Below are 12,767 nucleotides of genomic sequence, written 5' to 3' on the forward strand. Positions count from 1 at the left end.
CACGCGAGTCATTTCATTTTCTGGCTGCGTTCGAGGAGCATGTGTTGTTGCAAACTATTTGACCTAAGTCAAACCGCATCCTGTTATTGGCTGCATGCTTTTGTTACACAGGGGTGAGGTGAGCTTGTCATGAACATCAACAAGCTGATTGGGATTCACGTGGTACGAGGTTGGTGGCGGGACAGAGGTGCCGCATTCGAAAACCTGCGTCGGCCGGGCAAAAGACCCTGGAAACGTGAAGTAGTCTTCCTGTTGTTGATCTCGCTGGCGTTGACGACGTGTTATTTCACGGCGTATCACTTTACCTCTCATGCGTTGAAGGAATTGGTAAACGCGTGCTCCACACGCTTCGAGGTCGAGCTTGAGAATGCCGACATAGAGCCTCCCATAAAAGCCTTGCCCCGATCCTTATGCGAATGTATGGCACATGTGCTCCTCGACAAAAACGGAACTGTGCGACTTGCGTTGGTCGACAGCCGCATGTTGGATCCGCAGGCTCTTGAGCCTGTAACGGAGGAGGACGGAGAAGCCTGTATCAACGCCCTGTGGAAGCCTGACGCCGAACTGGCCAAACGCTTGACGCTTGAGTGACAGAGGAGAATCTGTAACTAAAAAAGTTAAACACAACGAACTAGTGAGGGTATTAAATGAACGTCTTATTGAATGAACTTCATGCCTATCATCATGAAGTGGCTGGAAAAATCAACCGGGTCAAGGCATTGCTGCAGAAACTAAGACATGAGTCCGCAGGCAGCGACGACTGCAAGCTATTGTTCAAGATGCTGGAGGCCTTGCATGGGGAAGCAGAGCGCCACCACCATGAAAATGAAGAGCTTATCCGGCGGGCGTTGCTAACAACTGAAGCACCGATCCATCCACGGGTTGAGGATATCGAGCGAGATCATCAGGCATTTGGGCGCATTGCAGGACAACTCATGATGTTGGAGGATTCAACTAAGGAGACGAGCGTGATCGCTGCTGCCATCGATGATTTCATCACAAAATACTATGATCATATGGAGGCAGAGGAGAACATTTTCTTCCCGATGGCAGACAAGTGGCTTTCAGGCATTCAGTGGCAGGAAATAAAGCGTCAATGGCATTAATCGGAGTTATTGCCTTCTTCCTCAAAAATTGTGTTGCTGCCAGAGAGATTTTCGGTCGGCGGGATTGTTTTCGAGGGGGGGGAAGGGGGCAGGTACCACTTGAACTGACTTAGACCTTTAGTAAACTAAAAGTTAACTAAACTAAATAGATGTTTAGTTGAGCTAGCTAATCACTCCACGTAAAGATCATTACGTTGCCATGGGCGGTAGACCATCTTCAAGAGCTCATATCTCTCACCAGACACGCGGCGTCGGGGCTCTCTGATGTGGTCCAACCTAATCTAGCAGGGTGCCAAAATTTGAAAGTTGCGGCTGACAGAGCAGCGCGAGTGATAGTAAGGGTAACATTCCAACCGGCAAACCCCATAGCTCCAACAGCATTACGCAGCTTTGAAATCCCAGGCGTGCTGGGCACGTAGGTTCGACATTACGCTGTAAACCTGTTTTTTGACTTGTTAACTACGGTGGTTAACAAGTCAAAATTGTGGTTAACAACGGTACCGGACGAGCATTTCACTGAGCTTTTCATCTAACCAGATTTCGGCGAGCACAACGTGTGCATCGCCAAACCGTCAGGGTCTGCAAGCAAATAATGGGCGTTTGTGTTTTCCCCGTATGGCAATCTTGAAATCTGCGCATCAACTCCACGCTGAATGCTACAGATTTCGCACAGCGACGTGCTTGCAGGCTTACAGGTGGACCTGTGGCGTTAGCAATGCCGTAAACGAACAAGCGGTTACCAAAAAGACCCTTTATATCAAACGAACAGACGAACTCGCATACGGTGCACGATCACGCGAATCTAGGGCAATTTCACACGATTTCTTCCAAGATCTGCGGGCTCCGACGACAGGCATGCTCACGTGAGGCCGCGAAGAGCTAAAATGTCAGATGGGACTCATCGATGTAGTGCATGGGTTAAGTCCAATGTACTGAGTGGGACAGCACCGATTACTTCATATGCTGAAACCACGAAGAATCATTTTCGTGACTTCCTAGGTCCATGAATTTTCGAGAATATTTTTTTAAGATGATTTTTCTGATTTTTAAGTGACGACGACACCCAGAGGCACCCTGTGTGGAGTACCTATGAGTACGCATAATGTATATTATGTTAAATTGCATATCCTCTCCGTTTCCCTACTGTCCACTTTTCCCTTGGCATACATTGCGCCAGTCCTCCGAACTAATGCGGCAATCGCTATTTGATGCGACTCCAGACGTCTCTTCGCTGAACCCGCGCAGAGTTGATTCTGGCAAGCGATGAGCAGACATTTTTTTTGCGATTTACTCTGATACGCTGCTGGAACACTCGTTTACAGGAGTTGTTCCCATGATTGGCAAGTTAATTTCGACGGGTTTCAGTTTGGCCACCTTGCCCGCCCGCCTGACTTTTCGCAGTGTCCGCGCCTTGGCCATGACGCCTGCCGAGGCCAGCCGTCTGCTCGCGGACATGCATCAGGCATCGGATCAGGCGGTACAGGAACTCCAGGGGCTGTTGGCCAACGTCGATGCGGACATGACCCACAAAACGGCGCACCTCAGTGCTGCCGACAAGCGCCTGGCAGCCGAACTGGCCCTGCACGCCGCCGAACAACACCTGAATATGGCCGCGATCAACATTCTGCGGGCCGTCTGGCTGACGCTTCACTCGACGCCGAACTTGCCGCCAAGCAAGCTTGATAAGCGGCTTGAACAATTACGCTGACGCCTCACTCGATGCGACGCGTTCGGCCACATGCCGTAAAGAGTCGAAATTGATATTGGCACCGGAGTCGATCGCGATCAGTGTCTGATCCCGCACACCCGTTCGCGCAACGTATTTCTTGATGCCAGCAACGGCCAGAGCGCCAGAAGGCTCAGTGATAGAGCGCGTATCGTCGTAGATATTCTTCATCGCAATGCAAAGCTCATCGTTACTGACAGTCAGTACCTCGTCGACGCAAAACCTGCACACCTCAAATCCGTGTGCGCCGATCTGTGCAACCGCTACACCATCGGCAAAGGTGCCCACACTTGGCAGCACCACTCGATCATCGGCCTGTAGGGCTGCGTACAAACAGGCTGAATGTTCCGACTCGACGCCAATGATGCGCACCTCTGGCCGCAAGTATTTGACGTAAGCCGCGATGCCGGCGATCAAACCGCCACCGCCTACCGGAACAAAGATGGAATCCAGCGCCCCTTGATGCTGACGCAGAATTTCCATGGCGACCGTGCCCTGCCCGGCAATGACATCCGGATCATCGAAAGGCGAAACAAAAGTTTTGCCGGTTTGGCTTGCCAGTTCTAGCGCATGAGATAGGGCAAACGGAAAACTTTCTCCGTGCAGCAGCGTCTCGGCACCGCGACTGCGCACGCCGCCCACCTTCAACTCTGGCGTCGTAGCGGGCATTACGATGGTTGCCTCGATGCCCAACTCCCGAGCCGCCAGTGCCACGCCCTGGGCATGGTTGCCGGCGGACGCGGTAATCACGCCGCGCGTTTTTTGCTCATCGCTCAGGTTAACCAGCTTGTTGTAGGCGCCACGAATCTTGAAGGAAAAGGTCGGTTGCAGATCTTCGCGCTTGAGCAGGATCTGGTTACCCAATGCCAAGGACAATGCGGGTGCCGGCTGCAGGGGCGTATGCACGGCCAGTTCGTACACCGGCGCGGCGAGGATCTTTTTGACGTACTGCTCAAGTAGGGTTTGTTGGTCGCGCGTGCTGGGCATGATCGTCTCCTGACATTGATCAGAGCCCCGAGACAGAAAATGAAAACCCGCCTCTAGGGCGGGTTGGGTGCTGCAGTCGTGAGCTAGCCCGCCAAATGAGGAATGGCGGTAATAATGCTTGGCTGGCAGCGCAATACGATGGAAGTCATGCTCAGAAATTAGCTGGCTGCTGATTGCAAGTCAACAGCCAAACTCCACAAGCCTCGGCTGTCATACGCCCTGTTTGTTGTCCCGGGAAAAGAAACACTAAATCCGTCGCCCAGACACTTAACGCCTGGCTCACAATCAGTGCACCGAGGAAACCGTTATGGCGGGTTTACCATGGACGCCGTTTCAACAGGAGGACTGCAAATGGATCTGAAATTCAGTCACGTAGATGTACTGGTCAAGAATCTCGACGAAGCCTGTGCTTACTACGCGCAGGTACTTAACGCCAGGATCTCTAAAACCCTCGTCTGGGAACGAGGTGGTCTGCATGTGCGCTACGCGATTGCGCTGATGGGCCAAGAGCGTTTCATGCTGGTACAGCCGTTGGCGGGGAATCTGAAAGAGCTATTGGATACGTCCGGTGAAGGGATGATTTACCGCCACTGCTACTCGACACCGGACATTGAGAAAGCCTATGACGAATTGATGGCCGCCGGTGTTCAGCCAGAAGACGAAAATGGAAAGCCATTGGCTCGTGCGAACCTGCAATCCCCGTCTGGGGCACGCATCATTTGGTTGCCCAAACGCTTCGGGTACTTCTCTATTGAGATACTGGAAGATAAAGCGCTAGAGGCATTTATCGAGGCTGCGTTTTCCTAAGATTGGAGCTCCGGTCAACTGGCCGTTTTGCCATGGAGATCGCGGGAAGCTCCTTCGAGGGTTTTCCACAAGCTGCGCATCGTAGGGTTCTCATTCGTAATGGAGCAGTAGGAGCGTATCTCCAGTCGCGTGCCCCATTCATCACCACCCGCTTTTACCAACTGTCCTCGCTGAAGCTCGTCCATGACAGCGCTTTGTGGCAACCATGCCACCCCATAACCCTCGACTGCCATTCGCATCAGTAGCATCGTCATATCCGCCTCGTAGCACCGCTCCAACATGCATGCAGTCGGGCCATTTTTTATGACGATGTCGGCAACGCGACCTAGAAAAGTCGTGGCTGTATAAGCGAGGTGAGGAACTGTTTTGCTGGAGGTACCCGGTAAGGGATACAGCGGATTGCCTTCGCTGTCAGGTGCGCACACAGGAATGAACGCGTCATGACCCAAGGTCAAACTCCCGAACTTTTCCGAATCGAGAAGAATGGGCGCCAAGGGGTGATGATAGACAATCATCAGATCACAACTCCCCTCCTCCAGAGATATGACCGCGTCGTGGATGTTGGCGGCAACGACCCGCGCATTGAATTGCTCATTGTGCTGCTGAAATTGCTTCAGCCATTTCGGCAGGAATGTCATCGACAGACTGTGGCCGGCAGTGACCTGGATGGATCGCCCTGGCATCCGCTCTACCTCGCGAAGGCTTGAGCGCAGCCTCATTAACCCCGCCAATGCCTCGCGACTTTCTTCACAAAATGTGCGGCCAGCAGAGGTCAGTTGGACAGGATAGGTGCCACGATCGACCAACTCCGCACCTACCCATTCTTCAAGTGACTTTATACGCCTCGACAAAGCCGACTGGGTCACACAACGAACCTCCGCAGCCCGAGAAAAATTCTTCCACTCCGCGACCGCCAGAAGGTCATCCAGCCATTTGATTTGCATACCGACACCTCATGTCCCGAATGGGCAGTTTACTGCGGCCCAGTGAGGAACAAGCAGCAGATTCGAAAACTATTCCAAAAGCGCATGGGGCTATCGGGATTACTCATCACGCCCTTCCAGGCCCGACCCTAGAATCGAAAACGTTGGAGCGAGGCCACAGAGCTTCGACCCAATGACACTTGTCTCCTGCCAAGTAAAAAAAGCAAAAAAACCACTTGAGGAAAGCTCCGTGAAGAAAAATAAACTTCCGCGTCGGATCGCAATTGGCATCGCCTTAGGCGTGCTTGTCGGTTGGGCGTGCCACCACTTCGCAGGGAGCGAACAAAGCGCCAAAGAGATCGCGTCTTATTTCTCGATGGTCACCGATATATTTTTACGCATGATCAAGATGATCATCGCGCCTCTCGTGTTCGCCACCTTGGTCGGCGGCATTGCCAGCATGGGAAACTCTCGCTCCGTTGGGCGCATTGGCCTGCGAGCCATGGCCTGGTTCGTTACCGCTTCGGTGATATCGTTGGCAATCGGCATGGGACTGGTGAACCTGTTCCAACCCGGTGCAGGACTGAACATGGAGGTCGTCCAGCACGCGGCGAGCCCCGTGGTGAACACCGGGGATTTCAGCCTCAAGGTTTTCATCAGTCACGTGTTTCCCCGTAGCATTGCTGAAGCAATGGCCAACAACGAAATCCTGCAAATCGTGGTGTTCTCGTTGTTCTTCGGGTTTGCCTTGGCGGGTGTGAAGCGGGCCGGTTACACAACGATTGTCGATGGCATCGAAGAGCTGGCCAAGGTGATGTTCAAGGTCACGGACTTCGTTATGGCTTTCGCGCCAATAGGCGTCTTCGCAGCCATCGCATCGGCCATCACTACCCAAGGCCTCGGTTTGATAGTCGATTACGGAAAATTGATTGCCGAGTTTTACCTGGGCATCGTGATTCTGTGGTGCGTGTTGTTCGCTGCCGGCTACCTGTTCCTGGGGCGCTCAGTGTTTACCCTGGGCAAGCTCATCCGCGAACCGGTTCTGTTGGCATTTTCCACTGCCAGTAGCGAGTCCGCGTATCCAAAAACCATGGAAGCATTGGAGAAATTTGGCGCACCGAAGCGCGTATCCAGTTTCGTCCTTCCGTTGGGGTATTCATTCAACCTTGATGGCTCGATGATGTACCAAGCGTTCGCCATCATGTTCATTGCCCAGGCCTACAACGTCGACTTGAGCTTCACACAGCAACTACTCATTTTGCTGACGCTGATGATCACCAGCAAGGGAATGGCAGGTGTAGCCCGAGCATCGGTGGTTGTGGTGGCGGCTACGTTACCCATGTTCAATCTTCCCGAAGCCGGCATTTTATTGATCCTCGGCATTGACCAATTCCTTGACATGGCCAGGACTGCCACCAACGTGGTTGGCAATAGCATCGCGACGGCTGTGGTTGCCAAGTCAGAACCACATGAAGAGGCTGAAGACGCGCCAGGCACCACATCTGCGCTCCCAACCCCCACTGTAGCCACCGCTTGAGAGCATAGACATGAAAGGTAAATCGAAGCCGTCCAGCCAGTCATCGTTTGCTCGCAAACTAGGTATCGTCGGCGGACTTGGTTCACTGGCCGGCGGCGATCTTTTCTACAAGTTGGTGAAGTCCCGAGCGGTTTTGGAGGATCAAGGCCGCTATCACTTCCTGTTTGAGCAACACCCCTTCAAGGACGTCCTGATGCCCCTGGATCGGGGAACCAGCATGACCTCCAGAAAGTTCTATGTTTTCCAGGTTTGTCAGACATTCGAGGCCAGCGAAGTCAATGCAGTTGTACTGCCTTGTTTTGCCAGTCACACCTTTCGTGAGGAGATCCAGGAGGAAATTGGCATACCCGTTCTGGATATGATGGCGGCGCTACGAAAGCACGTGGATCATGTCGCTGAACGCGGCAGTACGTTGGGCGTCATCGCGTCTGACTATGTTCGGCACTCAGGACTGTTTGAGCGCTATTTCGGCAATGACTTCAAGCTCGTTTATCCAAACGATAACAAGCAATCCGGGTTGATGGGCGCCATGTACGGGGTTAACGGTATCAAGGATGGATACCTTGACGGTGTGCCGCTCGAATGTGTCTATCAGGCCTGCCTGTCGCTTCAGGATCAGGGAGCCACAATCATCTTGCCTGGCATGACTGAGCTCTCATTGGTTTGTGGTGATCTGCAACGGCGTGGTCTCACTGTACTGGATATCAACGAGATCTATGCCGCTTTCGCCACCTTGGAGAAAGGCCAATCGAGCCGCCCACCTTTCAAGCTTGGGATAGTGGGCGGCGTTGGGCCAGCGGCTACTGTCGACTTCATGGGCAAGGTCGTTGCGCATACACCGGCGGGTCGCGATCAGGAACACATCAAAATGGTGGTGGAACAGAATCCCCAAATCCCTGATCGCACCGCCAACCTGCTGTATGACGAAACCGATCCAACGATGGCGATGTACGCAACATGCAAGCGACTTGAAAGCTCGGGTGCCAATGCCATTGCGATTCCATGCAATACCGCTCACGCATTTGTAGAGCGCATCCAGGCGCATTTACGTGTACCCATTGTGAATATGCTGACAGAGACCGTTGAAGCCATCGTGCAGCGTTACGGTGCTGGTAAAACCGTCGGGCTGCTCGCTACGTCCGGCACAATCAAGAGTCAGGTTTACCATGAGGCAGCGAGGCTAGCCGGGCTTCAAATAATTACCCCTGGTGTGGACTACCAAGCGTTGGTGATGGAATCGATATACGGAGATCACGGCATCAAAGCAGGTTTCACAGAGGGTATATGCAAAGACCAGCTCCTGATCGCCGCAGAGCACTTATGTGAACTGGGCGCTGATGTGCTGATCCTGGGATGCACGGAGCTACCTCTGGTGCTGGAGCATAGCGAATCCCACATGATCAAAAATCATGAGGTCGCATTGGTTGACCCGACAACCATTTTGGCATTGAAGTGCATTGAGCTTGCCCGAGAAAATACTCTAAAGCCTGGTTAGCCAGCTGGCTTGCCGATTACTTCTACCTCTACCGAACCCCTCCCGAAGCGATAGGTCTGCTCTTATATGACCTTCGGGAATAAATCCAATGTCCACTCAACACACCCTTGTCATGCTCGCTCGAGGCGGATATGCCGCTCGGGGCATTCTGTATCTGATCATAGGTATTTTCGCTCTGCTGGCGGCTCAAGACTCGACAAAACCGAAGGACAGTCAAAAAAGCCTGGAGGCATTGTTAACCCAGCCATTCGGATATGTCCTGGTTGGGCTAGTGGTGGCTGGTCTACTCGCCTTCGCAGGGTGGCGTCTGGTGCAAGCGATTCGCGACGTTGATCATCACGGTACGAAACTCAAAGGGTTGGTGATTCGCGCAGGTTTGTTAGTGGGAGGTTTGATCAACGGCGCTCTTGCGTTTTTTGCATTGGGGCTGCTCATAAGCGGCGTCAGAAGTTCAGGCAGTTCCGCAGGTGGGGAGACGAAGGATTTACTGGCGCATCTTTTGTCCTGGGATCACTCAAACGTGTTGGTTTACCTCGTGGCGCTCGTCCCACTAGGCGTAGGAATCGCTCACATCATCAAGGCATGGAAGGCGTCGTTCGAGAAGTACTTTGAGGCTGACGAAGACGTGATGCGCTATATACGCCCGGTGTCTCGGTTTGGACTCATAGCCCGAGGAGTGGTGTTTATCGAGATAGCCCTGCTCCTGGTGATCAGCGGCTCCCGTTATCAAGCCACTGATCCACCAGGCATGAAGGAAGCCCTCGATGCTCTCCAGAATCTGCCCCTTGGCGGTTTGATTTTGATGGTGATGGCGTTGGGGTTGATCGCCTTTTCGGCTTACAGTTTTTCAGAAGCCGCTTGGCGCAAGATAAATATGGATGTGCCGGGAATACCGAGATCATAGTCGCCAAGTGCCCCTGATGGATGCAGTCCTCGAGAAATTGTGAATTTTTCGCCCTGGGCACTCTCTCTATTTCGAGTGCTTTGGCGACTGCAGCATGGCAATCAGATGCTCTGAAGCCAGTGCGTACTTATCGGGATTCATACGCATTCACAACTCAAGATCACTCACCGTAGACAAGGAATGATCATGACCTTTTATATTTTCCTTTTGGCCTGCGCAGCGGCGGCAAGCACAGGCATCTTTTTTAAACCCGGTCAGTGGTACGAATCTCTCGCTAAACCCGGCTTCACGCCACCCAATTGGTTATTTCCAGTCGCTTGGACGACGATTTATCTGTTACTCGCCTGGGCCGGATATCGGTTGACCCAGATACCTGGTAGTCAGGTAGTGCTGGCTTTATGGGCGGCGCAGATTGCGCTTAATACGCTATGGACACCGGTGTTTTTCGGTGCGCAACGCATTCTCGCCAGCATGTTGATCCTGACGCTGCTCTGGCTGGTGGTCGCTGCAATGGTAGTGATGGCTTTGCGGCTTGACGTGATCACCGGCTTGATCCTGTTTCCTTACCTGGTATGGCTTTGTTTAGCCGGTGCGTTGAATTTTTCCATATTGAGCAAAAACCGATGAGTTGATCTGGAACTGTCATAAATCCGCTCTCCCCTGACAAAAACGAGCCTTTTGTTTACGTTCGACGATCCCTGCAATCCTTGAGGCGCGCCGCTCTTCGATCAGGCGCGTATTTGAGTAGTGAAATACGCTTCATTCCGAATTATGATTTAACTAGATAGTTAGCTATCTATATAATGCACAGATCATTTCAACGGGACACTTAACGTGAAGCAGAGTCACCGCCTCTCGGGCATATCAAAATTCATTCTGGTCGGGTTGGGCGTGATCATCGCCCTCCTCGGTTTGGCATTGGCTGCAGGTGGCGTGAAACTGGTCAACCTGGGAGGGTCCTGGTACTTCCTGGTGGGTGGGCTGGTGATGGCCATTTCCGGTTTGCTGATCGCTCGCTTCAAAACGGCCGGTGCCTGGTTGTTCGCCGCGTTTCTGGTGGGCACGGCGATCTGGGCTGTGTGTGATGCCGGGCTGGTTTTCTGGCCGGTATTCTCACGCCTGTTCATGTTCAGCGCCGTTGGCCTGGCGGTCACGCTGGTCTACCCGCTGCTCAAGCGTGCCAATGGTAGCGTCCCAGGTCGCGGTGCCTATGGCATCGCGGCTGTGTTGGCGATTGCGCTGGCGGTGGCCGCTGGCAACATGTTCGTTGCGCACCCGACTGTTGCCGCCACGGGCACTGGCCCGGGCCTGACGCCGGTTGAGCCGGACAAGGCGCAAAAGGACTGGGCTCACTACGGTAATACCGAAGGCGGCAGCCGCTTCGCAGCACTGGATCAGATCAATCGCACTAACGTCGACAAGCTGAAAGTCGCGTGGACGTACCACACCGGTGACGTCGCCGAGAGCGATGGCAATGGAGCCGAAGACCAGCTCACCCCGCTGCAGATCGGCAACAAGGTGTTCATCTGTACCCCGCACAACAACCTGATCGCACTGGATGCCGACACCGGCAAGGAACTCTGGAAAAACGCGATCAATGCGAAGTCGAAAGTCTGGCAGCGTTGCCGTGGCATGGCGTATTTCGACGCCACCCACGCCATCGCTCAGCCGAGCAATTCGACGATCATCGAAGCCAAACCGGCGCCGGCTGCCAATTGCCAGCGCCGTTTGCTGACCAACACCATTGATGCCCGCCTGATCGCAGTCGATGCCGACACCGGCGAGTTCTGCCAGGGGTTCGGCAACAACGGTCAGGTTGATCTGAAGGCAGGCCTGGGTGATGTTCCGGACAGCTATTACCAGTTGTCTTCCGCACCGCTGATGGCCGGCACCACCGTGGTGGTTGGCGGTCGCGTGGCCGACAACGTGCAAACCGACATGCCGGGTGGCGTGATCCGTGGGTTCGATGTGATCACCGGCGCGATGCGCTGGGCATTCGACCCGGGCAACCCGCAGGATCGCAACGCGCCGACCGACGGCCGTACTTATGCACGCAGCACGCCGAACAGCTGGGCGCCGATGTCCTATGATCCGACGACCAACACGGTGTTCCTGCCGATGGGCAGCTCTTCCACCGACATCTATGGTGTCGAACGCAGCAAGCTCGATCACACCTACGGCGCCTCGATCCTGGCGCTGGACGCCAGCAGCGGTGAAGAACGCTGGGTCTATCAGACCGTTCACAACGACCTCTGGGACTTCGACCTGCCGATGCAGCCGAGCCTGATCGACTTCACCAAGGACGGCAAAACCGTACCGGCGCTGGTCATCGGCACCAAGGCCGGGCAGATCTACGTGCTTGACCGTGCCACCGGCAAACCGCTGACCGACGTTGAAGAAGTGCCGGTCAAAGCGGCAAACATCCCTGACGAACCGTACTCGCCCACCCAGCCGAAATCGGTGGGCATGCCGCAGATCGGTGCGCAGCACCTGACCGAATCCGACATGTGGGGCGCGACCCCGTACGATCAGTTGCTCTGCCGTATCGACTTCAAGAGCATGCGTTACGACGGCTTGTACACTGCGCCGGGCCTGGACAAATCGCTGAGTTTCCCAGGCTCACTGGGCGGCATGAACTGGGGCAGCATCTCCACTGACCCGGTGCACGGTTTCATCTTCGTCAACGACATGCGTCTGGGTCTGTGGATTCAGATGATCCCGTCGCAGAACAAAGGTCAGGCCACTTCCGGTGGCGAAGCGTTGAACACCGGCATGGGCGCGGTTCCACTCAAGGGTACGCCTTACGCAGTGAACAAAAACCGCTTCCTGTCGGTGGCCGGCATTCCTTGCCAGGCGCCACCGTTCGGCACGCTGACCGCCATCGACATGAAGACGCAGAAAGTGGCTTGGCAGGTTCCGGTCGGCACCGTTGAAGATACAGGGCCGCTGGGCATCCGCATGCACCTGCCGATTAAGATCGGCCTGCCAACCCTTGGCGGTACCCTGTCGACTCAAGGTGGCTTGATCTTTATCGCCGGCACTCAGGACTTCTACCTGCGCGCGTTCAACAGCGGCAACGGTGAGGAAGTGTGGAAAGCGCGTCTGCCCGTCGGCAGCCAAGGTGGCCCGATGACCTACGTTTCGCCGAAAACCGGCAAGCAATACATCGTCATCACCGCCGGCGGTGCTCGCCAGTCGACCGATCGCGGCGACTACGTGATGGCTTACGCCCTGCCGTAAGCCGCTGTGCCCGCCTCACTGGCGGGCACTCTCTCTGTGCGC

Annotated in this window: 11 protein-coding genes; 9 read left to right on the forward strand and 2 right to left on the reverse strand. The window is 54.4% G+C overall.

Features of this window, described 5'->3' with window-relative positions:
- Positions 1-129: 129 nt before the first annotated feature.
- From OH720_RS15850 to OH720_RS15860, 3 genes are all read left to right on the forward strand, one after another.
- Positions 130-591, forward strand: a complete 462-nt coding sequence (locus tag OH720_RS15850; protein ID WP_272601910.1) for a hypothetical protein — start codon at positions 130-132, stop codon at positions 589-591.
- Positions 592-647: 56 nt separating this feature from the next.
- Positions 648-1,106, forward strand: a complete 459-nt coding sequence (locus OH720_RS15855; protein WP_272601911.1) for a hemerythrin domain-containing protein — start codon at positions 648-650, stop codon at positions 1,104-1,106.
- A 1,333-nt stretch (positions 1,107-2,439) separates the two neighbouring features.
- Entirely contained in the window at positions 2,440-2,814 is a 375-nt protein-coding gene (locus OH720_RS15860; RefSeq protein ID WP_272601912.1) for a hypothetical protein, read from the forward strand.
- Here the strand turns inward: OH720_RS15860 and ilvA are convergent.
- Positions 2,806-3,819 (reverse strand): threonine ammonia-lyase, biosynthetic, encoded by a 1,014-nt coding sequence (ilvA, locus tag OH720_RS15865; RefSeq protein ID WP_272601913.1) that lies wholly within the window; start codon positions 3,817-3,819, stop codon positions 2,806-2,808. The genes OH720_RS15860 and ilvA overlap by 9 nt on opposite strands.
- 351 nt (positions 3,820-4,170) lie before the next feature.
- Between ilvA and OH720_RS15870 the strand changes: the two genes are divergently transcribed.
- Positions 4,171-4,626 (forward strand): VOC family protein, encoded by a 456-nt coding sequence (locus OH720_RS15870; protein WP_272601914.1) that lies wholly within the window; start codon positions 4,171-4,173, stop codon positions 4,624-4,626.
- 14 nt (positions 4,627-4,640) lie between these two features.
- Here OH720_RS15870 and OH720_RS15875 read toward each other — a convergent pair whose 3' ends face one another.
- Positions 4,641-5,570, reverse strand: coding sequence for a LysR substrate-binding domain-containing protein (locus OH720_RS15875; protein ID WP_272601915.1), 930 nt, complete (start codon positions 5,568-5,570; stop codon positions 4,641-4,643).
- A gap of 229 nt (positions 5,571-5,799) precedes the next feature.
- Here OH720_RS15875 and OH720_RS15880 point away from each other — a divergent pair, with 229 nt between their 5' ends.
- The 5 genes from OH720_RS15880 to OH720_RS15900 all read left to right on the forward strand — a co-directional run bounded on the left by OH720_RS15880 (position 5,800) and on the right by OH720_RS15900 (position 12,725).
- Positions 5,800-7,086, forward strand: a complete 1,287-nt coding sequence (locus OH720_RS15880) for a dicarboxylate/amino acid:cation symporter (RefSeq protein WP_272606460.1) — start codon at positions 5,800-5,802, stop codon at positions 7,084-7,086.
- A gap of 10 nt (positions 7,087-7,096) precedes the next feature.
- Entirely contained in the window at positions 7,097-8,581 is a 1,485-nt protein-coding gene (locus OH720_RS15885) for an amino acid racemase (protein ID WP_272601916.1), read from the forward strand.
- Between the two features lie 88 nt (positions 8,582-8,669).
- Positions 8,670-9,485, forward strand: coding sequence for a DUF1206 domain-containing protein (locus tag OH720_RS15890; RefSeq protein ID WP_272601917.1), 816 nt, complete (start codon positions 8,670-8,672; stop codon positions 9,483-9,485).
- A 186-nt stretch (positions 9,486-9,671) separates the two neighbouring features.
- Entirely contained in the window at positions 9,672-10,112 is a 441-nt protein-coding gene (gene tspO, locus OH720_RS15895; RefSeq protein ID WP_272601918.1) for a tryptophan-rich sensory protein TspO, read from the forward strand.
- 207 nt (positions 10,113-10,319) lie between these two features.
- Positions 10,320-12,725: a glucose/quinate/shikimate family membrane-bound PQQ-dependent dehydrogenase gene (locus tag OH720_RS15900; RefSeq protein WP_272601919.1), complete on the forward strand. Its 2,406-nt coding sequence runs from the start codon at positions 10,320-10,322 to the stop codon at positions 12,723-12,725.
- The last annotated feature ends 42 nt before the right edge of the window (positions 12,726-12,767 follow it).

The sequence above is a fragment of the Pseudomonas sp. WJP1 genome, from assembly GCF_028471945.1.
Taxonomy (GTDB): Bacteria; Pseudomonadota; Gammaproteobacteria; order Pseudomonadales; family Pseudomonadaceae; genus Aquipseudomonas.

What these genes read in the sequence shown, in the direction of transcription:
- ilvA (WP_272601913.1), bottom strand. Translation starts at nt 3,819, where the DNA reads ATGCCCAGCACGCGCGACCAACAAACCCTACTTGAGCAGTACGTCAAA.
- OH720_RS15885 (WP_272601916.1), top strand. Translation starts at nt 7,097, where the DNA reads ATGAAAGGTAAATCGAAGCCGTCCAGCCAGTCATCGTTTGCTCGCAAA.
- OH720_RS15860 (WP_272601912.1), top strand. Translation starts at nt 2,440, where the DNA reads ATGATTGGCAAGTTAATTTCGACGGGTTTCAGTTTGGCCACCTTGCCC.
- OH720_RS15855 (WP_272601911.1), top strand. Translation starts at nt 648, where the DNA reads ATGAACGTCTTATTGAATGAACTTCATGCCTATCATCATGAAGTGGCT.
- OH720_RS15850 (WP_272601910.1), top strand. Translation starts at nt 130, where the DNA reads ATGAACATCAACAAGCTGATTGGGATTCACGTGGTACGAGGTTGGTGG.
- OH720_RS15875 (WP_272601915.1), bottom strand. Translation starts at nt 5,570, where the DNA reads ATGCAAATCAAATGGCTGGATGACCTTCTGGCGGTCGCGGAGTGGAAG.
- OH720_RS15870 (WP_272601914.1), top strand. Translation starts at nt 4,171, where the DNA reads ATGGATCTGAAATTCAGTCACGTAGATGTACTGGTCAAGAATCTCGAC.
- tspO (WP_272601918.1), top strand. Translation starts at nt 9,672, where the DNA reads ATGACCTTTTATATTTTCCTTTTGGCCTGCGCAGCGGCGGCAAGCACA.
- OH720_RS15890 (WP_272601917.1), top strand. Translation starts at nt 8,670, where the DNA reads ATGTCCACTCAACACACCCTTGTCATGCTCGCTCGAGGCGGATATGCC.